Origin of the sequence: Specibacter cremeus, assembly GCF_003946885.1 — a bacterium.
GTDB lineage: Bacteria > Actinomycetota > Actinomycetes > Actinomycetales > Micrococcaceae > Specibacter > Specibacter cremeus.
Genome location: NZ_RWKQ01000030.1, coordinates 21,733 through 42,344 on the forward strand (window position 1 = coordinate 21,733; position 20,612 = coordinate 42,344).

Annotated in this window: 18 protein-coding genes and 1 CRISPR repeat array; of the genes, 3 read left to right on the forward strand and 15 right to left on the reverse strand. The window is 67.2% G+C overall.

The annotated features are described in order from the left end of the window. Nucleotides 1-353: 353 nt before the first annotated feature. A CRISPR array of direct repeats spans nucleotides 354-4,289; the repeat unit is 28 nt; unit sequence GGCTCATCCCCGCGATCGCGGGGAACAC. A 61-nt stretch (nucleotides 4,290-4,350) separates the two neighbouring features. The 12 genes from cas2e to EJC77_RS12605 all read right to left on the reverse strand — a co-directional run bounded on the left by cas2e (nucleotide 4,351) and on the right by EJC77_RS12605 (nucleotide 17,098). Further along, nucleotides 4,351-4,716, reverse strand: coding sequence for a type I-E CRISPR-associated endoribonuclease Cas2e (cas2e, locus tag EJC77_RS12545; RefSeq protein ID WP_125613115.1), 366 nt, complete (start codon nucleotides 4,714-4,716; stop codon nucleotides 4,351-4,353). Then, a complete protein-coding gene (gene cas1e / locus EJC77_RS12550; RefSeq protein ID WP_125613117.1) occupies nucleotides 4,707-5,654 on the reverse strand; it encodes a type I-E CRISPR-associated endonuclease Cas1e in 948 nt (315 codons plus the stop codon). The genes cas2e and cas1e overlap by 10 nt, the downstream gene beginning before the upstream one ends. Before the next feature lie 12 nt (nucleotides 5,655-5,666). Beyond that, nucleotides 5,667-6,335, reverse strand: a complete 669-nt coding sequence (gene cas6e / locus EJC77_RS12555) for a type I-E CRISPR-associated protein Cas6/Cse3/CasE (protein WP_125613119.1) — start codon at nucleotides 6,333-6,335, stop codon at nucleotides 5,667-5,669. Beyond that, nucleotides 6,336-7,022 (reverse strand): type I-E CRISPR-associated protein Cas5/CasD, encoded by a 687-nt coding sequence (gene cas5e, locus EJC77_RS12560; protein WP_240630205.1) that lies wholly within the window; start codon nucleotides 7,020-7,022, stop codon nucleotides 6,336-6,338. Nucleotides 7,023-7,030: 8 nt separating this feature from the next. Continuing rightward, complete coding sequence (gene cas7e, locus EJC77_RS12565) at nucleotides 7,031-8,164, reverse strand: type I-E CRISPR-associated protein Cas7/Cse4/CasC (RefSeq protein WP_125613123.1); 1,134 nt, start codon at nucleotides 8,162-8,164, stop codon at nucleotides 7,031-7,033. Next, nucleotides 8,161-8,787, reverse strand: a complete 627-nt coding sequence (gene casB / locus EJC77_RS12570; RefSeq protein WP_164520403.1) for a type I-E CRISPR-associated protein Cse2/CasB — start codon at nucleotides 8,785-8,787, stop codon at nucleotides 8,161-8,163. Before casB ends, cas7e begins: the two co-directional genes overlap by 4 nt. Continuing rightward, a complete protein-coding gene (gene casA / locus EJC77_RS12575) occupies nucleotides 8,771-10,450 on the reverse strand; it encodes a type I-E CRISPR-associated protein Cse1/CasA (RefSeq protein WP_164520404.1) in 1,680 nt (559 codons plus the stop codon). Before casA ends, casB begins: the two co-directional genes overlap by 17 nt. Before the next feature lie 8 nt (nucleotides 10,451-10,458). Continuing rightward, on the reverse strand, nucleotides 10,459-13,338 hold the full coding sequence (cas3, locus tag EJC77_RS12580; RefSeq protein WP_125613129.1) for a CRISPR-associated helicase Cas3': 2,880 nt from the start codon (nucleotides 13,336-13,338) through the stop codon (nucleotides 10,459-10,461). Nucleotides 13,339-13,577: 239 nt separating this feature from the next. Continuing rightward, on the reverse strand, nucleotides 13,578-14,030 hold the full coding sequence (locus tag EJC77_RS21110) for an acyl-CoA dehydrogenase family protein (RefSeq protein WP_240630207.1): 453 nt from the start codon (nucleotides 14,028-14,030) through the stop codon (nucleotides 13,578-13,580). 248 nt (nucleotides 14,031-14,278) lie between these two features. Beyond that, nucleotides 14,279-14,842: an SUKH-4 family immunity protein gene (locus EJC77_RS12595; protein WP_164520405.1), complete on the reverse strand. Its 564-nt coding sequence runs from the start codon at nucleotides 14,840-14,842 to the stop codon at nucleotides 14,279-14,281. Nucleotides 14,843-14,905: 63 nt separating this feature from the next. Then, nucleotides 14,906-15,715 carry a carbon-nitrogen hydrolase family protein gene (locus EJC77_RS12600; RefSeq protein WP_125613131.1) on the reverse strand — a complete coding sequence of 270 codons (810 nt, stop codon included), beginning with the start codon at nucleotides 15,713-15,715 and terminating at the stop codon, nucleotides 14,906-14,908. A gap of 93 nt (nucleotides 15,716-15,808) precedes the next feature. Then, nucleotides 15,809-17,098, reverse strand: coding sequence for an adenylosuccinate synthase (locus tag EJC77_RS12605; RefSeq protein WP_125613133.1), 1,290 nt, complete (start codon nucleotides 17,096-17,098; stop codon nucleotides 15,809-15,811). A gap of 227 nt (nucleotides 17,099-17,325) precedes the next feature. On the opposite strand from EJC77_RS12605, the gene EJC77_RS12610 reads away from it, so the two are divergent. The 3 genes from EJC77_RS12610 to EJC77_RS12620 are packed head-to-tail and all read left to right on the forward strand — an operon-like array spanning nucleotide 17,326 to nucleotide 19,424. After that, nucleotides 17,326-18,069 carry an SDR family NAD(P)-dependent oxidoreductase gene (locus EJC77_RS12610; RefSeq protein ID WP_125613135.1) on the forward strand — a complete coding sequence of 248 codons (744 nt, stop codon included), beginning with the start codon at nucleotides 17,326-17,328 and terminating at the stop codon, nucleotides 18,067-18,069. Beyond that, nucleotides 18,062-18,622, forward strand: coding sequence for a MarR family winged helix-turn-helix transcriptional regulator (locus tag EJC77_RS12615; RefSeq protein ID WP_125613137.1), 561 nt, complete (start codon nucleotides 18,062-18,064; stop codon nucleotides 18,620-18,622). Before EJC77_RS12610 ends, EJC77_RS12615 begins: the two co-directional genes overlap by 8 nt. A gap of 1 nt (nucleotide 18,623) precedes the next feature. Further along, on the forward strand, nucleotides 18,624-19,424 hold the full coding sequence (locus tag EJC77_RS12620) for an SDR family oxidoreductase (protein ID WP_125613139.1): 801 nt from the start codon (nucleotides 18,624-18,626) through the stop codon (nucleotides 19,422-19,424). Nucleotides 19,425-19,520: 96 nt separating this feature from the next. On the opposite strand, the gene EJC77_RS21575 is transcribed toward EJC77_RS12620, so the two are convergent. Genes EJC77_RS21575 through EJC77_RS12635 form a run of 3 tightly spaced genes read right to left on the reverse strand, consistent with a single transcriptional unit; the run spans nucleotide 19,521 to nucleotide 20,515 of the window. Continuing rightward, entirely contained in the window at nucleotides 19,521-20,039 is a 519-nt protein-coding gene (locus tag EJC77_RS21575; protein ID WP_125613141.1) for an FAD-dependent monooxygenase, read from the reverse strand. Further along, nucleotides 19,930-20,160 (reverse strand): FAD-dependent monooxygenase, encoded by a 231-nt coding sequence (locus tag EJC77_RS21580; RefSeq protein ID WP_205787235.1) that lies wholly within the window; start codon nucleotides 20,158-20,160, stop codon nucleotides 19,930-19,932. Before EJC77_RS21580 ends, EJC77_RS21575 begins: the two co-directional genes overlap by 110 nt. Before the next feature lie 19 nt (nucleotides 20,161-20,179). Next, entirely contained in the window at nucleotides 20,180-20,515 is a 336-nt protein-coding gene (locus EJC77_RS12635; protein ID WP_125613143.1) for a hypothetical protein, read from the reverse strand. Between the last annotated feature and the right edge of the window lie 97 nt (nucleotides 20,516-20,612).

The following is a 20,612-nucleotide window of genomic DNA, read 5'->3' on the forward strand; positions in this document are numbered from 1 at the left end:
ACGGGGAACACACCCACTGGGCCAGCCGGCGCTGTTTCCAAACCGGCTCATCCCCGCGATCGCGGGGAACACGCCGGGGCACTCACCCTGGATTTGCCCACAACCGGCTCATCCCCGCGATCGCGGGGAACACACCTCATCAAGGATCAGGTCCACATGGTAGGCGGGCTCATCCCCGCGATCGCGGGGAACACCATGGCTGGGGTCCTCTCGGGGGTGGATGTTGGGGCTCATCCCCGCGATCGCGGGGAACACAAACATGCTGGTCACCATGCGGGAGGCCTACGAGGCTCATCCCCGCGATCGCGGGNNNNGAACACTTCGTCAAGCTCTTCGGCGGTGGGTGCGTTGCGGGCTCATCCCCGCGATCGCGGGGAACACGTGGGTTGTTCTTGCTGTGTTTGCCGCATCAATAGGCTCATCCCCGCGATCGCGGGGAACACGTTTCTGCCGAGAATTGCGATTCTTGCGGCATAGGCTCATCCCCGCGATCGCGGGGAACACGACATGGCCAACCTCAAGCTCAATGGGGCAATGGGCTCATCCCCGCGATCGCGGGGAACACGTCCACGGCCATCACGCCGCCACCGCCTCAAGGGGCTCATCCCCGCGATCGCGGGGAACACCGCCTGCGCGGCGACGATGCTGGCGGCGTACCGGGCTCATCCCCGCGATCGCGGGGAACACCACATGCGCGAGCTGGCGCCAGACGCCTTGGTAGGCTCATCCCCGCGATCGCGGGGAACACACTACCCGCGCATCGTGGGCGCGGACCCGGCCGGGCTCATCCCCGCGATCGCGGGGAACACTCGTCTCCATAAGTTCCCATATGGTGAACCTAGGGCTCATCCCCGCGATCGCGGGGAACACCAGGCCTGTACTTGCAATTAGCCGTACGGTTACGGCTCATCCCCGCGATCGCGGGGAACACCGGGCGGCGTTGCGGACGGATCGGCGCCGGGCGGGCTCATCCCCGCGATCGCGGGGAACACTGTGCCGTTTCTCATTCCGCTGACAATTGTTCCGGGCTCATCCCCGCGATCGCGGGGAACACACATTACGCGGCGCTCCGGGCGATGGGTTCGTCGGCTCATCCCCGCGATCGCGGGGAACACTGGGAAATTCCGGACAGTGTGGAGTTCCACGGGGGCTCATCCCCGCGATCGCGGGGAACACATCAAGGATGTGATGGACAATGCGATCGCTAAAGGCTCATCCCCGCGATCGCGGGGAACACGTTCATTGTGAAGGATTATCAGAGGGCGGGGGGGCTCATCCCCGCGATCGCGGGGAACACGCGAGAAACTTCTGCCCGATGAAGGTATCGATGGGCTCATCCCCGCGATCGCGGGGAACACTGCCCAAGTTGCTCAGCGTCGAACTCATTGCCGGGCTCATCCCCGCGATCGCGGGGAACACTTTGAAGATGAGTACTCGTATGACTCGGACGACGGCTCATCCCCGCGATCGCGGGGAACACCGAATCTAAGGGGAAGTAATCATGAGCGGAATGGGCTCATCCCCGCGATCGCGGGGAACACGCACCACGGACACGGGGGAAGATTGGGCCGAAGGGCTCATCCCCGCGATCGCGGGGAACACTGGTGACGACAATAGGCCCGGAGAATTGTGTTGGGCTCATCCCCGCGATCGCGGGGAACACACGCGACCCAGCCACCGCTGTTCGGTGCAGTTGGGCTCATCCCCGCGATCGCGGGGAACACATGGCGGAGCCGAGGCCGATCGCCAGCAGCACGGGCTCATCCCCGCGATCGCGGGGAACACGCCATCGGTTTCGACGTCACCGGGACCGGCTGGGGCTCATCCCCGCGATCGCGGGGAACACGTCAAGCCTGAAGTCTGGTTCGCGTACGTCTACGGCTCATCCCCGCGATCGCGGGGAACACTGGTCAGGCGTTCCAAAAGTAGTAGCCGGCGTGGGCTCATCCCCGCGATCGCGGGGAACACACGCCCGCCGTCGCCGTGACGGCCGTGCGCGAGGGCTCATCCCCGCGATCGCGGGGAACACAAGCGCGGGGGCAGCGCACTACATTCTGTCAGAGGCTCATCCCCGCGATCGCGGGGAACACAACACCCGATCCCGTGGAGATGCCACCATCCCGGGCTCATCCCCGCGATCGCGGGGAACACGCATATCGCTTACTACGCGTGCGAAAACACGACGGCTCATCCCCGCGATCGCGGGGAACACTGTTACTTCCCTTCAATCGCGTTCAAGATTCGGGGCTCATCCCCGCGATCGCGGGGAACACTCCGGGGACGCGGTCCTGTCACCACGGGCCTTGGGCTCATCCCCGCGATCGCGGGGAACACCCGCGCTGGATCTTGTTATCCGTGAACTTCTTGGGCTCATCCCCGCGATCGCGGGGAACACNGGACGAATCACCCGCGCAGGAACCGATGGAGGGGGGCTCATCCCCGCGATCGCGGGGAACACGCGCGACGTGGAGCGCGAGGAGATCGCCACGCGGGCTCATCCCCGCGATCGCGGGGAACACGTTGCCGACGGTGGTGCCGTCAGCCATTTCGCGGGCTCATCCCCGCGATCGCGGGGAACACCGGGTGGTGCCGTCCGTGACCGCGCTGCGCGAGGGCTCATCCCCGCGATCGCGGGGAACACTGGTCGAGCGAAAGGGCCCTCTGGTGTTGGGCGGGCTCATCCCCGCGATCGCGGGGAACACCTGCTCGTAGGCGAGGGCGAGGGCGGCGTGCAGGGCTCATCCCCGCGATCGCGGNGGAACACGAAGCCCGAAACCGTGGTCGCGGACGAGGGTGCGGCTCATCCCCGCGATCGCGGGGAACACCCCATCGATGTTGTCAGCGCGGACGTGTACTGGGGCTCATCCCCGCGATCGCGGGGAACACGGCGTCGGGGCCGTTCAGCGCGGACGCCCAGGAGGCTCATCCCCGCGATCGCGGGGAACACCTCCACTGCGGCAAGTGCGGTCTGGCCGTCACAGGCTCATCCCCGCGATCGCGGGGAACACGTCGAGGCGGCCATCGCCATCGTCGTCGCCCTGGGCTCATCCCCGCGATCGCGGGGAACACACAATGAGCGGGCACCCACTCCCAGGAGGCGTAGGCTCATCCCCGCGATCGCGGGGAACACTGCACCGAGGCCGGCGGTGCCGGGCACTGGTCGGGCTCATCCCCGCGATCGCGGGGAACACCCAAGGATCAGGATCAGATCACCGTTGACGACGGGCTCATCCCCGCGATCGCGGGGAACACACACTGGTCGCACCCCACCAACCAGTCGTCAGGGGCTCATCCCCGCGATCGCGGGGAACACTTCGAGGACATCCGCAAGGGTGACACCATCCGGGGCTCATCCCCGCGATCGCGGGGAACACCCGCACACGCAGCGGAACGGCCCTAGACCGCCGGGCTCATCCCCGCGATCGCGGGGAACACAACCGTCCGGGATTTCCGGATGGTTGGCAGTCGGGCTCATCCCCGCGATCGCGGGGAACACGCTGTCATCGGGGGCGCGCGTGGGATCATCTGGGGCTCATCCCCGCGATCGCGGGGAACACACCTCGGCCGGGATGCCTTGCGAGGCGATCAGGGGCTCATCCCCGCGATCGCGGGGAACACCTGGCCTACAACGCGAGCGGGCACGTCGAATCGGGCTCATCCCCGCGATCGCGGGGAACACACCGGTCCGGGACCGTGGCCGGTGTCCGTGAGGGGCTCATCCCCGCGATCGCGGGGAACACATCTTCGCAGCACGTCGCGCCACAAGTGCACACGGCTCATCCCCGCGATCGCGGGGAACACAAGTGGAACGCCGTGTCCCAGTAATCTACGGCGGGCTCATCCCCGCGATCGCGGGGAACACTCAAGACGTTCTGTTTTCGTCGCCTTTACGCTGGGCTCATCCCCGCGATCGCGGGGAACACTTGACCTGAGGTGTGGCGACAGGTGCGGTGATGGGCTCATCCCCGCGATCGCGGGGAACACCTCCCCATCACCGGCGGCCAATTCACCGACACGGGCTCATCCCCGCGATCGCGGGGAACACCATGGTGCGATCCTTCAGGTAGTGGGTCAGTCGGGCTCATCCCCGCGATCGCGGGGAACACGCGGCGTGGGACGAAGCCGCGCGCGGAGAGCCGGGCTCATCCCCGCGATCGCGGGGAACACGCGACGTGCCTCGCACCCGCGCGCGACCCCGAGGGCTCATCCCCGCGATCGCGGGGAACACCTCGCGAGTCTGCCCCGGCGCCTGTGTGGATAGGGCTCATCCCCGCGATCGCGGGGAACACACTTCCTGACCTGCAACGATACCCGAAAACGGGGCCGTTCAGATTCAACTTGTTCTATGCGTCAACTCGGAGACTTTCGCCTTGCCGCTTTCCGGTACCGGCTCGCGTTGCTCCAACCCGGGCGCAGTTCCCCGGTCTTGTCACCCTCCTTCTTCGCCGCCGGTCGAAGGATTAGGTTCACGCCGTCCATGTCGACGGGTACCCAGTGATTCCTGTGAACCTTGAAGTCCAGGCGCTGCTCGTCCTTGGCCGAAAACACCATGATGGCGCGACCATCCTTGGCCAATTCAATGACACGCTCCCACAGAAGATCCCTGACCCGTGCCGTGACACGTCCGACGAAGACGCCTGCGCTTATCTCCAGAAGCCATCGGCTGAGATCACCACGCAATCCCTCCGGGCAGGCCGAGACCACAATCACGACCACGGCTCGTCCTCCTGGGCGTAGTTCTGACCGCTGGCAACCTGGCCGAGGTCCGGGTCCCAGAGCTGAACAACGTCCCCTTCCCACTCGGCCGCCACGGTTGTGTCGTCCTCGGGCATGAGCAGGCTGCGAATGTCGCGAGCACACCTGTCCAGGATTGCCCCGTCGACGACGGCGTCACGCACGGCCCGACGCGTCTCGGCGCCTGGGTTGGCCGGTAGTTCCTTCGCCACCTCAAATGCGACGGGGATTGTCACCTCGGCCTTGTACAAGTCGGCTATGTCATAGACGAACGACCGTGAATGCCCCGTATGGACGAATCCCAGCCCCGGTGAACACCCGAGCGCCACGATGACGGAATGAACGATCCCGTACAGGCATGCGTGTGCTGCTGACAGGCACTGGTTGATGGTGTCGCCCGCCGCGAAGTTGTTCGGGTCGAATTCCCGACGCCCCCACGCGACGCCGGTCCGTTCGGAGCACTCCTTGTAGATCTTGCGCACCCTTGCCCCTTCGCGGCCGCGCAGTTGCTGCATGCTGAGCTTGGACGTGTCCTCGTCGGGAAACCGCATGTCATACATAGCGCGCGCCACGGCGAGCCGACTGCGCTGGTTGGTCACCTTGGCCGCTTGCGCCTCCAGAAGCCGCGACGACCGGGCGAGGGAGCGGCCATGCGCGTAGTACCGCACGCCGCGCTCCCCCACCCACACCGCTGTCGATCCACAGTCGGCCAACAGGCACATGGCCGGATAGGTGACCCTCGTCCCGGGACCCAAGAGCAGTGCCCCCAGCGAGGCCGCCGGGATGTGGATGACCCCGCGGTCGTCGGTCGCCGTGATGGCGTTCGCGTCACGATGGACGATGCACCGTTCCAGGTACACGAACGAAAGCCGATCCTTGGACCGGACCAGTTCTGGCAGGTCCGGCGGACGCGATCCCATGGCCATGGCTTGTCACCCGGCCTTCACGATGGTCATCAACCCACAGCCATAGGCCTTCCCTCGTCCAATGCCCCGGGTCAGCGCACTCTTAAACGCATCGACGTCGGCAATCGACAGGACGCCGTCGAACTGGGCGCGCGCCAGTGTCACCGGTTTCTTGTTGCCCGGGTGGTGGGGATCCTTACGGCCAAACGCGACCCGTGTCCGCGAGCTGACCTCCACCATCGGCTCTCCCGCGTCATCTGCCACGAGGTCGAATCCGTTCCTCGCGGCGCGATCGACCAGCCACTGCGTCTGCTGGGCCGGCGTCACGTGCGGCAAACGCTTGCCCTTCATGGCCGGGTCGGCGGACTGCTTCACCGGGTTCGCGTGCAGCCGGAACGCCCACCGCTGGCCTACGTCGAGCCGGTCCAGCAGCGGCCGGTAGTCCTTGGTGTCCCACGTCGCCGTAGCCCACCCGGCCTGTTCGACCAGATGTGTGAAGTCGGGTTCCCGGGGGCTGAGCACGTACAGGTTGGCTACATGGGCGTCACGGTCCACGCGCCACAAGACACGGCCCGCATCGCGGTCGGTCTCCGGAGGGAATCCGGCCAAGACTGCCGCATGCATCGCCTGGGGGTTCCCCAACAGGTGGCGCGCCCCGCGGCGCGCCGGGTTGACCCCGAATCTCGACAGGTACATTCACTCGCCTCCCAATTCGGCCATCGGCTGGTGGGCGCCCTTCGTGCCGTTCGGCGTCCACATCGACACAGGCGCCGGACGGACGACGGTGCGCCACAGGTATTCGCGACGCTCCGGCGAGAAGCTCACAGGCACGTCGCGCACCGATTCCCCGGTTTCCTCGACGGCTGCGTCGCGGACGAGTTCCAGCGACACGAACTCCGCCTTCTGGCGTCGCTGGTACCACGGCGCGGCGTGCCATCGTTCACCGCGCAGCCCAGATTCCAAATCACCGTCGCGCAAACCAAGGGACGGCTTCGCAGAGGGAACACAGGAGCGCCGCCCCAGATACAGCGGGAACACCGGGTCGTCGAGCGCTGCGTCGATCCCCTCCAACAGAGCCGAAGGGCCCTCCAACGCCGCCACGAAGACAGCGTCCGCCAGATAGTAGCGGTACGACAGCGGCATGGACTTGGATCCGTCCAATGTCTTGGCCGTCTGAAAGTCGCGCAATAGTTGGCCAGGCTGGTCCACTCGGACGCCGAACCGGAGCCCGACCAGGTCCTCGACCGGATCCACCCTACGACGGCCGAGCGCAGCGGCGACAAGCCCGAGGACGCCGCTCTTCGTCGGTTCCTGCCGGGTTTCCCGATGCACGAAGCGGCTGCCGGCGCCCCAAGCCTGCATGGGGCCGGCCAGCTTCAGCATGAGTACGCTCACTCGATCGCCCCGACGTGAACCGTGAGCTCATCACCGAGCGCCTCGAGCAGACCCGTCAGGGACACCTTTTCACCCAAACCTTCCAAAGCCGCCGTCGCCTTCGTCGGGCTGATGACGAAGGTGCGCGACGGTGAAGCATCGTAGGCGGCGTCAAGGTCCCGAGCTTGGTCGGCCAGCCGCTCGGCGGCGACCTGCAGCCGGCTCTTGCCGTCGCGTGCCTCGACGGCATCCTCGAACGCGCCCACCAGGTTGACCGGCTGCCGGGTACGCAGCGTCACGACGACGGCGTCCGGCAGGGTCCGGTTGGCGAACGTGTTTTGCTTGCCGGTCGGCATGGATTCGATGAACGACTTGACGAACGACGTCGTCGCCTTGGTCGTGGCGGCCGCATCGCCGAGATTTTGGGCCAGGGCGGCGACGTTGACCGTCGCATACCGGTACAGGGTGGACGAGTTGAATTCGACCGTCCCGATCATGCCCGCGCCGGTCTCTTCCTCCGTGTTGCTGTCATCGACGGCGGTGAAGTAGTCGAACTCCGTCTCGACGGGGTGGACGCTGATGGCGTGTGCGACCTGGGCGCTCGCGTCGACGTTGATGTCGGCACTGTCGGCCACCATGCGACCGAACAGCGCGATGTCCACGCTGTGGTCAGCGGTCAGGATGGCCTTGACGTCCTTCTTCTGAAGGGCTCCTGCGTTCCCCCGGTGGGCCACGGCCAGCGCCGCCAGCTTCTGCGCCTGCAGGTTGCTGACGAACATGAGGTAGCCCGACTGGGCACCGCCCTCCGCATCCTCCTGGCCCTTTTTCGCGACCTTCTCCAGCTTGAAGCCGGCAGCCTTGAGAACGTCTTCGGCTAGCGTGTTGGCCTCCAAATCCTCGATGTCGGGGACGGCCACTTTCACATGCTTGGCCACCATGTCGACCACGCGCTTGGTGCGCGTGCCCAATTCGGACACGTCGAGGTAGTCCTTGAAGTGCTGGCGGACCGCGCGCTTCCAGGCCTGGCTGGACACGCGGGCGCGGCGCGTCCCGCCGAACACGGCCGTCTTCGGTGAGCCCGTGTCGTCGCGGTTGATGTTGCTCGGCGGAACGGTCTGGAGGACGTGGATGTCGACGAATACCTTGCTCATGCTTCTTCTCCCTCGAGGGTGGTTTGCGGGTTGGTCTGGTCAGAAGGCGGCGACGACGGGACGAAGGCGTAGTCACGCCCCCAGCGAAGCCGCACCGAGTTGGCCGTCGCCGGCCGCTGCAGCAAACGCAGGTCCTCAGCCAGGCGGCCATAATCCAATGCGATGTCCGCGGCCCGCAGTTGCTGGATCAGGCCGCGGGCGTGGTAGGTCAACTCCGCGAACGACTCGGCCGTCATCAACGCGTCGAAGCGCCGTTTCACGGCCTTCGAGGCGTCCGGCTGTGCCGCCACCGACCGGGTGCGCCCCAACAACGCAAGGGCGCGGCCGAGGGACACCCCCGGTTTATGCATGGACGTGGGCTTCGACTGCTGGTGGACGGCGTACAGAGTCATGGCCGCGTGCACAGCCGACTCCCCCGCCGTCGGCGCGTCCGTCCTGCCGACATACCGTTCTGGCAGCCCGTCCAGGGTGTACTCCCACACGGCGGGGTCAGCGCCGGGCTCGGCATTGACCGCGCGCCTCAGGTTCGCCAGATCGCCGGCGACATTGCGACCCGTAGCGGACCGCTGCAACGCATATACCTTCGCCGACACGTGCGCCGACAAATCACCTTGTCCTGCCACTTGCCATTCCTTCCTCTCGATCCAATGTCTCGTCTGTGCCAGGTGTGCCTTCGGCACGCTCGTCGGAGCGAAACGGCAGATGCTTGCGCAGCGCAGCCATGAACCAACGCTCCGCGGTCGCCACCGACAACAATTTGCCCTCGGCGGTGAGGCGTCCGATGACTGCCGCCGGGGCCGCCAGGTCGATCAGGCGATCGCTCCGTCGGCGCAGAACCGAGCGTGCGATCCCATTCCATGTTTCGCGGGCTTCGTCAGGATTTTCACGTCCGGTCAGACTCGTGACCCACGCCCGGTACGGGCCGTCGACGTCGAAGAACGCCGCCTGCCGCTCGGCATCCCTCACTGTGGCCGGGTCTCCGCCCGCGGCGCGCACGAGGTCGCCGGCGAATCCACCGAGGGCCCAGATGGCATTGGCGGTCTCGGCCGCGGCGGTCTCGGCCACGGCGGCCACCGGCCCGGCCGCCTCCGCCAAAAGTCCCAGGTGCACGGCCAGCGAGTCGTCCATGACGGACTCGATGATGGAACTCTGGGTTCCATACTGGACTCCCACCAGCCGGGCATTCAACATCCGGTCTCCGTCGACGGCGCCGACGTCGACCAAGCGCGACACCCAGGTGGCAATCGGCGCCGGCATCACCATGACATTGCCGTCCTTGTCCGCCGCGGTTGTCTCGCGCTGGACGAGCATCGAGCCGATACCGGACCACACCATGCGTTCGGCATCGTGTTCCCTCGGCATGTGCACGGATTCCTTGAACTTCGTCGATTGCGGCTTGCTGTATCGCATGGCCGTCAGCGGGTCCGCCGTCATGTTCTGTGGCGCCAGCGGGTCACCATTGGACACCAGAACCCGCGTGACGCGGCCCTCCGAAGGGAACAGCCGCACCCGGCGACTGGGCCACGTCATGACGTCCACGGCTTGCGGCCGCCATCCGCGAGGCCGCGGCTCGACGGCCGGGGCCAGAGGCGGTCGTTCCCAGACCGGCAAATCGTCCCCGGAGCCTTCCGCGGCGACCAGCCGCATGTCCAGGTTCAGCAGCAGCGTCTCGCGCAGCGAGTCACCCTCGAAATAGATGCCCCCGGTCTTCCCGGCCCACCCGGTGCCGATGGGGTAACCCCTGCCGCCCTTGACCCGGTCGTCCCCGACGGCGCCGGATTTGATGCCGGACGGGTCGAAGGCTTGGGTGTGGATCAGCCACCGCGCGGCCTCGGCAAAGCCCAGGGAGTCCAACCCGGCGCCGGCGCGTGTCGTGAAGTACTGGTGGCCGCTGGGGACGTCGGCAATCAGCCGCGCGACGCCGTCGTACTTTCCACTGGCCGTGTGCAGATCGGCGACCTGCATGAACGGCTGGACGGGGTCGAACAGGTCGAACCGGGCGGCCACCTCCGCCAGATAGTCCGCCATCAGGCGCCGGAACAGGCCGGGGTCCTCCCATACCCGCCGCCAATACGTCACCGTGTCCACTGGATCGACTTCGGGCATGGCCCTGTAGGCGATCGCCAGCAGGACGCGCAGGACCGCATAATCCTGCGTCGGCAACTCGCCAGCCAGCCGCCGGATCCGGTTCGCAGTCTCGAACACCTCGGCCAGGGACAACTCCCGAACCTCGCCGGTGAGCATGGAACAGCGGACCCACGGTTCGGTGACTAGGTTGAATCGCACACTCGCCGTCATGCCTCGTCCCGCCCTTCCGTTCCGCACGTCAGTCCCACGCGGGGGTCATAGGTCACGCGCGTCCCATCGACAACAGCGCTCAGGTTCTCGTCAAGCACCAGCACCAACTGTCCTTTCAGCCATCGGGAACGCTGCCATGCGGCGATCCCGTCCCGTTCCAGCTCGTCCAACACCCTGTCTATCCGACCCCACCGACAAAGCTGCCCGGGGAGGCGCACCGTGCACGCGCTCAGCGACCGAGCCACGTCGTTTTCCGGGGCCACATCCTCCGGCAGCAGACGGTCGCCGTGACCTCTCACATGCGGCAGGAACCGCAGGCCGTCATTGCGATACGCCAAGATGACCTCCAGCGACTCGTCGATGTCACGCACCTGGGCCGTCGCACGTGCTTCGGCCGCTCCATCACCACTGTCGGCGTTACCCCGGTACTTCGTGAGGAGATCGATGGCCAGCCCTTCAGAAAACTGCCCCGGCTTGTCCAGCAGGAACGCCTGAGCCCGTTGCTGCTTGTCGTCGCGTTGATCGAGCCGGGCCGCCTCCGCCGCGTCGAAGTCCTCTCGCCAAGCGTCGGGAACCTGGATGCCGTCCCCATAGCAGGCCTGCACAATGTCCGGGATATCGGTGGGCACGCGCAGCCTCTCCCCGGCATTGATCCGCTCCCGGAGGACCGCCGCCGTGCGCAACAGGACGGCCCTGCCGTAGACGACCGTGCTGCCGTCGTCGAATGTGGGCGGCTCGGCGGCCCAATCCTTGACCCCTCGCACGACACACACCGGGTCCTTGACATGTGCCGCCCGGGGAATGACGGGCGACCGGCGGCGGTGCAGTCGGCCGATCCGCTGCAACAGCAAGTCAGCCGGCGCGAAGTCGGTGACGAGCAGATCGAAGTCGATGTCCAGCGACTGCTCGAGCACTTGGGTTCCCACGACGATCAGCCGGGGTGGCCGGACTGCACCGGCTGCCGCGACGGCGGCGTCCGGGCCAAGCACGGTCCGGATGCGGGACTCGATCGACGTCCGGTCGGGCGCCATGAAGCGGGAATGGTCCAAAATCAATTCGTCGTCGGGAAAATGCTGGGACAACGCCTCGAACATCGCCTGGGCGCGGCGGACCGTGTTGCAGACGATGCCCACGCAACCGCCCTGCTCCTTGACGGGTTGGAGAACGGTCAGCAGCGATGCCAAGTCGTCGTCGATGACGCGGACCTCGACTTCCTTGTCGGGTCCCGACGGCCCGGGCGCGCGCAGCACCGTCGCACCGCCGGAGGCGATGACCAACGGATAGCCTGGGTTGCCGTCCAGCAGTGAGGCTTCCCGGGCGGCCACAGTTGATGAACGACGGCGGCGGGTCCCCGTGGGTGCCACCACAGACGTGATCGTGGGGCGGCCCGATTCATAGGCGTCGACGAGCTCTCGGCGAATCCCTGCCGGCAAGGTGGCCGAGAGTAGGATCACAGGGACACTGTAGGCGGCCAGCCAGTGCAGCGCGCGCTGCAGATAGACTCCCATGTAGGCGTCGTAGGCGTGCACCTCGTCGATGATGACGGCCTTGCCCGCCAGTCCCAGATGACGCAGCACAACGTGTTTGCTTTGGAGCGCGGCGAACAGAATCTGGTCGACGGTGCCGACGACAAAGTCGGCCAGCAGTCCCTTCTTGCGCCCGAACAGCCATTCATGGGCCACGGCGGCCGGCGGATTGTTCCCCGCGGAAAACTCGTCGTCGTAGACGGACCGGATGGATCGCGCCCGCGGCATGGCCGAAAGGTCCGCGTTCAAGCCCGCCTTCGAGTGTGCCAGGTTGACGCTGTAGCACGTCTCAGGACCGCGGATTTCGGCTTGGTGGTTCACCCACGGGACCACACGGGTAAACATCCCGTCGCTGGTTGCCTGTGTTGGGAGTCCGATCATGACCCCGCCAAAACCCCACTTGGCGGCGAAAACCTCGGCGGCGGCAAGCGCCGCTTCCGTCTTTCCCTCCCCCATGGCCGCCTCGATGACCAGCAACCCTGGGCGGTTCATGGACTGTGCGGCGTCGACGGCCGCCGTCTGCATGGCGTTTGGCGTCGACCCGGGCGGGAGGTCGAACCGATCCGTGATCAGTCGGTCCGTCGTGTCGGGCAGGGCATCCACATGCCATGGCGAGATCAGCCCGATCCCCCGCCACGCCCGTTCGACCCGATCCGTGTCGGGACCGTCGGTCCAAAGCGGGAAGTAGTCCGTGTTGCTCGCGATCCAGTCGGCCACGATGACGACGGCCGTCAGGAGCAGCTGCGCTTGCGGCGACAATCCGCGGTCGCGCCACCGTGGAAGATACCGGAGGGTGCCCGTGAACGCGGCCGCATCGTCGAGCAGTTCGCGCTGGACCGCGTGCCACCGTGCATCGAGATGCGTCTGGGCATCTTTGGCCTTCTTGAGGACCTGCGAGTCCGGTGCAACGCCGTGGTGGCCGCCTGGTACGACGGCGTATGAATCCGCCCGCGCTCGCGAGAATCCATGCCCGTCGCAGAGCCACGTACGGGCGATGACGTGGCTGAGCACCGAATGCGGAATACGTTGCTCGGGCGTGACCGACGTCGGGACCGAAAGCCCGTGCCGGCGCATGGGTGCCGTGAGAATCTCGACCTGGTGGGCAAACAATGGGTGCGCCTTGCCGATGTCGTGGATGCACGCCAACCAAACGGCAAGGGTTCGCGCCTCAGCGTCACCATCGGCACCGATCGCGGTGCCGATCTGCCGCTTCACCGACGCGGGCAGCCACTCATCCCACAGCTTTCCAGCCACACCCGCGGAGTCCCGCATGTGCTGGTACAACGGCATGGAATCTTGCGTGTCACGATCGAATTTGGCCCATACGGACTGTGCCGCTGCGCTGATCATGCCAGTCCCCCGTCTACGATCTGTAGTGATGGCCCGCGGCGGCCGGTGTCGGAAGGCCGCCGCGAACGTGATCCCAGCGTAGCCTAGGATTATGTTTGCACGCCAGACCTTGTTTAGATAAATTTGCGCTCAAGAGATACCCTGAAAAGTCAATCCCCGGCAGCCCGAGGAACACGCCGGCGCTCGCCAAACCTTGGGTTCATCCCCGCGCCGCGGGGATCACACCGGCATCGGACACTCTACAACACCGCCGACACGGTGTACGCCCGCGCCAGGATCCCGGCGAAATCGCACGACGACGGCAGGTTGCCGTAGTTGAAGCGACATTCCAGCCCGGCCAGGAACGCGTCGATCGATCCCGGGTCGGTCCCCAGGGCGCGCAACACGTCGAGCGCGATGACGTTCCCGGTCCCCTCCCAGATCGCCATCACCGGTTGCTCCCGGTAGCGCATGGCCAGCGGGAAATCCTCGGTGTAGCCGTTGCCGCCCAGGCATTCCATCGCCTCGTAGGCGTGGTTGGGCCCCCGCTTGCACACCCAGAACTTGGTGACGGCCGTCGCCAGGCGACGGAACGAGTACTCGGTGGCGTCGCCATCGGACACGGCTCGCGTGGTATTGGCGCGCACGTCCGAGCCGCCCTGCTTCTCCGTCAGGGCCATGCCGAAAAGGGCACCGGGCTTGCCGGGCGCCAAGGCAGGATCGTAGCTGCGCGAGTACAGCCGCGGCAGCGATTCCCCCGCCGACTGCGGCCTGGGCGGGCGCGTGCACCCGCCCAGGCCGCAGTCGCCAAGCTCGAGGCGCTGGGCCGGGGCGCCGAACTGGCCACGAAGCGGCTCTGGCGGTAGCGGATTTCGACAGGCTCAATCACCGGTCAGTCGGCGGGCTCAACAGGTCTCGACAGGCTCGACCACCGCCGGATTTCGACAGGCTCAATCACCGGTCAGTCGGCGTATTCGTCCTCGCGGTCGCGTCCGAAACCCTCGTCGTAGCGGTCGTCGAGGTACTCGTCGTCCTCGTCTTCCTCAAGTTCGTCCTCGAGATCGTCGTCGGACTCCAACTCATCCTCATCGAGTTCGTCGTCCTCGCCGCCGTAGTCCGCGCTGGTCAGCTCCTCGGTGTACAGGTGCCAGAACTCGTTGCGGGCGGCCGCCCGCGGGTCGATGCGTTGCAGCTCGGTCTCGAAGACCTTCGTGACCTGGGCGAACTCCTCGTCGCGCTCCGGCCCGGGGACGTCGCGGTCGATGGATCCCCACATCCGCACGATCCGGTCCATCGTCTCCAGTGAGGACGCCATGATGGAGACGTCGTCCTCGCACACGTACAGGACGGAACCGATGGCCCGGTCCACGACCACGAACTGGAAGTCACCGTCGTTGAGCACGATGGCGCGGCCCTCGTCGTCGTCGGCGAACGGCGGCTCCAACCACTCGCCGTCGACCGGGAGATCTTCCAGGGCGTCGGGGTACAGGGGACCCAGCGTTGCCCAGATCCGGGAATCGTCCACAATGCACCTCCTTGCTTAAATCCGACACTAACCATGGGCGACGGCGCCGTCAATGACTCGTTTTCACGTCCCGGCGGGCACCACCGTGGTGCTGTTTTCCAGGCGGCGGTTGGCCAGCACGGGAAGGAATTCACGTACCTCGTCGATGCGCCGGTGTGTGACGTCGGCGGTGGCGATGCCCTCGGCCTCGTCGGCCAGGAAGTCCTGCGGCAGCCCCATCGGGTCGAGCACAGCCGAGTGCCCGATGCAATGGTCGCTGGACGTGCCGGCGGCCGCCACCCAGCACGTGTTCTCGATGGCGCGGGCCTTGAGCAGCGTCTCCCAGTGCTCGATCTTGTGGTCGCCCTTGAACCAGGCGGCGGCCACGCAGATCAGGTCCGCCCCGGCCACCGCCAGCCCGCGCGCCAGCTCGGGGAAGCGCAGGTCGTAGCAGGTCATGATGCCGACCTTGAACCCGTCGATGTCGACGATCACCAAACCGCCGTCGCCGGGCTTGATGCGCCGGGACTCCTGGTAGGAGAACGCGTCGTACAGGTGCAGTTTGCGGTATGTGTCCAGGATGCGCCCGTCGTCGTCCACGGCGACCAGCGTGTTGTAGGGCCGGGCCTCGCCGCTGGACTCGTAGCCGCCGGCGATGACGGCGATCCCCACCTCGGCCGCGATCATGGAGAGGCCCCGCACGAAGCTGGTCCAGTGCGCGTCGACCGCCTCGGTGAAACCACCGGGCACCCGCCCCACGGAGAACATCGACTCCTCCGGGAAGAGCACCAGGGCGGAGCCATCGGACTTGGCCGCGACGGCCAGCCGGCGCATGACGGCCAGGTTGTCCGCCACGTCGCCGCCGGGATTGAATTGTCCGACACTGACCTTCATGGCATCTCCCTTGGCGCTCGGTTGCTGTGATTCCAGCCTATCCGCTTTGCCCGCCCGCGAACCCGGCCAAATCCCGTCCCCTGCTTTGAGCGTTTAGTCGCTGATGAGGTCGTGCCGCACGATCGTCTGGTCGCGATCCGGGCCGACGCCGATGGCGGAGATCCGGGTGCCCGACATGGCCTCGAGCGCCAGCACGTATTCCCGCGCATTGACGGGCAGGTCCTCCAGCGTGCGGGCGCCGGTGATGTCCTCGGTCCAGCCGTCGAAGTACTCGAAGATCGGCTTGGCGTGGTGGAAATCGGTCTGCGTCATCGGCATCTCGTCGAAACGCACGCCGTCCACGTCGTAGGCCACGCACACGGGGATCTTCTCGATGCCGGTGAGCACATCCAGCTTCGTGACGAAGTAGTCGGTGAAGCCGTTCACGCGGGACGCGTGCCGGGCCAGCACGGCGTCGTACCAGCCGCAGCGGCGCGGCCGGCCGGTGTTCACGCCGTATTCGCCGCCGGTCTTCTGCAGGTACAGCCCCATGTCGTCGAACAGCTCCGTGGGGAACGGGCCGGCGCCGACGCGGGTGGTGTAGGCCTTGATGATGCCCACGGCGCGGGTGATGCGGGTGGGGCCGATGCCCGAGCCCACGGACGCGCCGCCGGCGGTCGGGTTGGAGGAGGTCACGAACGGGTAGGTGCCGTGGTCGACGTCCAGGAACGTGGCCTGGCCGCCCTCCATGAGCACCACCTTGCCCGCGTCGAGCGCCTCGTTGAGCACGAACGTGGAGTCGATGACGAGCGGGCGCAGGCGCTCGGCGTAGCCGAGGAAGTACTCGACGATCTCGTCGATGAGCACGCCGCGGCGGTTGTAGACCTTCACCAGCAGCTCGTTCTTCTGCTTCAGTGACCCCTCCACCTTCTGGCGCAGGATCGATTCGTCGAACACGTCCTGGACGCGGATGCCCAGGCGGGCCACCTTGTCCATGTAGGCCGGGCCGATGCCGCGGCCGGTGGTGCCGATGGCGCGCTTGCCCAGGAACCGTTCGGTCACCTTGTCCAGCACCTGGTGGTAGGGGGCCACCAGGTGGGCGTTGGCGGAGATGCGCAGCTTGGACGTGTCGGCGCCGCGGGCCTGAAGGCCGTCGATCTCGTCGAAGAGCGCCTCCAGGTTCACCACGCAGCCGTTGCCGATGATCGGGACGGCGTTGGGGCTCAGAATGCCGGCGGGAAGGAGCTTGAGCTCGTACTTCTCACCACCGACGACGACGGTGTGCCCGGCGTTGTTGCCGCCGTTCGGCTTCACCACGTAGTCGACGCGGCCGCCCAACAGGTCCGTGGCCTTGCCCTTGCCCTCGTCGCCCCACTGGGCTCCGACGATCACGATTGCAGGCATGGGATCCTCCCCCTTGCTCAAAAGTTGGCCGGGCGCTGCCCTGGCCGGCGGTCGTTCCGCCGAACAGCATCCCGGACACGAAAATACCCCTTGGCGTGTCTCCCCGGCCCGTCGCGCACACGGCGCAGCGCTGGGGTTGTTCAAAGGGGTCTTACCCGCCGAGTTTACCGGACGGGGTGGGCGGGCGCACATTCTCGCGGGCGAACGACGGGCACCCCCGGCTTTTAGTGTCGCGACGACACCAAACCGCCCTCGTCACTGCAGCCGGCGCCGGAATCGGCCGCGCCATCGCCCTGCGCCTCGCCGCCGAAGGGGCCGCCGTGGTGGTCTCGGACATCGATGACGAGGCGGGCGCGCAAACGGTCTCGCTCATCACGGCCGCCGGGGGTCGTGCGGCCTACGCGCATGCCGACGTCAGCCGGCCCGACGACGTCGCCGCCATGACAACGTTCACGCTCGCCACCTTCGGCACCCTCGACCTGGCGGTGAACAACGCCGGCGTGGGGGCCATGCCCAAGGAAATCCAGGACGTCACGCTGGAGGAGTGGGATCGCAGCCTGAACGTCACCCTGCGGGGGACGTTCCTGGCCATGCAGGCCCAGGTGGCCCATTTCCGCGGCCATGGGGGCGGCGCGATTGTCAACGTCGCCTCGATTGCCGGCATTTCGGCCACGCCACGGCTGACACCCTACGGCGCCTCCAAGCACGGGGTGGTCAGCCTGACCCGCAGCGTGGCGCGGGAGACCGCGGTACACGGGATCCGCGTCAATGCGGTGGCACCCGGCGCGATTGAAACCGCGTCCCTGGTCTCCCTGCCCGCCGACGCGAAGGCCGGATATGTGGCCGAGGTGCCCATGAAGCGCCTGGGCCGGCCCGAGGAGATCGCCAACGCCGTGGCGTGGCTGCTGTCCGATCAAGCGGCCTTCGTCACCGGCGTCGTGCTGCCCGTTGACGGCGGCACCCGTGCCTGACCCAACAGGCCTCCCGGGGCCCGAAACGGACGGACCGGCGTTGGGCCGCGGCCCCGGGTTCAGCGCGGACCTCATCGCCTCGCTCACCCGGGTGCTGGCGAAGTGGACGGCCCCGGAATTCCTGACCGCCGTGGCCGCCCGAGAGGGCGTGGACCTGGACCCCGGGGCCATCACCATGGTCACCATCCTCTCCAAGGACGGACCGCAAAGGCCGTCCCAGCTGGCCGGGGCCATGGTGACAGGAGCGTCCAACGTCAGCAAGATCATGGCCCGCCTTGACGCGGCGGGGCTCGCCCGGCGCGTCCCCGACCCCAGCGATGCCAGGGCCCAGCTCGTCGAGCTGACCGGTTCCGGCCGGCAGGTGGCCGCCGCGTTCGTCAGGGCCGGTACCGGCCTGGTCGACGAGCTGCTCGAGGGCTGGCCGGACGCCGACCGGGTGGCATTCCTCCGCCTGCTGGGCCGGTTCGAACAATCCACCGTTGCCCTGTCCACCCGAATCGGCAACAGCAAACGGCCTCCCACCACCCCGTTCACCACATCCAAGGAGCAATGACATGACAGGCACAACCACACCCCGCAGCTACGTCGTCACGGGGGCCGGATCCGGCATCGGAGCCGCCACCGCGGCCCTGCTGCGCGAACGCGGCGAAACCGTCATCGGCGTCGACCTGCGCGGCGCCGAGGTGGAAGCCGACCTGGGCACCCGTGCAGGCCGCAAGGCCGCTGCCGAGAAGGCCATCGAGCTGGCCGGCGACAGCATTGACGCCGTCATCGCCTGCGCCGGCATCTCCGCCCCCATCCCGCTGACCGTCAGCGTGAACTACTTCGGCGTCACCGAGTTCCTGGAACACCTGGCACCCGTGCTGGCCAAGAGTCCGGCCCCGCGTGCCGCCGTCGTCAGTTCCATGGCCTCGCTGCAGCCCAACTCCCCCGACCTGGTGGAGGCCCTGCTGGCCGGCGACGAGGAGGCCGCCGTGGCGATCGGCGCCGCGCTGGCCGCCGAGGGCCCCGGCCCCGGCTACCTCAACTACCCCTCCAGCAAGCGCGCCCTGAGCCGCTGGGTGCGCCGCGAATGCATCACCGAGCGCTGGGCCGGGGCGGGCATCCCGCTGAACGCCGTGGCCCCCGGCACGGTCATTTCCCCGATGACCGAGAAGCTGCTGGCCACCGAGGAAGGCCGCACCATGGTGGACGCCAACGTGCCCATGCCGCTGAACTACCACTCCGAAGCCGTGGTCATCTCCCGGCTGCTGGCCTGGCTGACGAGCGTGGAAAACACCCACACGACCGGGCAGACCATCTACACCGACGGCGGGGCGGACGCCACGCTGCGCGGGGACAACATCTGGGACTGACCTCCCGGCCATCCCGGCCACAATGCCGCCGGCGCACCTTGCCATGGCGAAGACCGCCGGCGCACCCGGCGTCGGCACGGTCCCGTCCGCCGTCGCCTACCATGCCCGGCGGCGTTGTCCGTGCCGGGCAGTGTGGCCCCATGGCCATGTCAGCGCCGGACCTGCTCGCAACCCCGCGTGGACGGCGCCTGTGCCTGGAATTCGCGCTCGAGCAATGCCGGAGCGCGGATCCTTCGGAGGCCAACGGACTGTGCACGACCGTATCCGGTGCCGCCTACGCCCTTGATCCCGGCCGGGGCACCCGGACATGCGACGCCGAGGTGGTGGCGCACGAAGCTGTGCGCCCCCATCGCACCCGACCAGGAACCCAGCATCCGCGGTGTACGTGCCGCCGTCAGAGGCGACGTCCACGGCCACGGGGCCGCCGTCGTCATGAAAACCGGTGGCGGCATGCCCGCGGCGGATCTCGGCGCCCAGGGCACAGGCGTGGCCTTCAAGCAGTTCCTCAAGGCGCCGTTGCGGTATCAGCACCACCTTCAGGGAATTGGTCCGCAGCGGGTTCGGCCGCAGCGTCAGCGTGCCAAAGGGCGAGCGGGGCAATTCCTGCCCTGCCAAGCTCGCAGGCGAGCATGAGCCCCACCGGCCCGGCGCCAGCGATAACCACTTGGGTCCCGCTGCCCTGCATCCCGTCCGCACCCATCCTTGTCCCGCTTTCACAGCTCAAGAAATCCGGCATGCTGCGTCGGCCGCCGCGGTCAGCCTTCCGCGAAGGCCAGCGCGGCGTCCGCAAACGACGGCCAGTGCCCCGCCGACGCCAACGGCACCACCACCCAGTCCTTGAACGGCCGGTTCATCCCGGACGGGTCAAAGAGTGCGGCGCCCGGCAGGGCGAGGGCTTCGACATGCCCCGAGGACTCCCGTCCCAGCTTGAACGCGACGGCGTCACCGTGCAGGCAACCGATCGCCTTGCTGCCCACCATCAACGAGGTGGCACCGAACATTTTTCCCACCGTGACGCCGGCATTCGCCACGTCTGCGGCAAGAGCATCAAAGGCGGCGACAGCGGCCGGCGACGGCACAAGTTTCTCCATGCCGGAATCTTGCCAGACAGGGTGCCCGGCGTCGAGAACCGCATTCATTGAGGGGTTTCGACAAGCTCAACCACCGGAGGCTTGCTCAAACACCGGA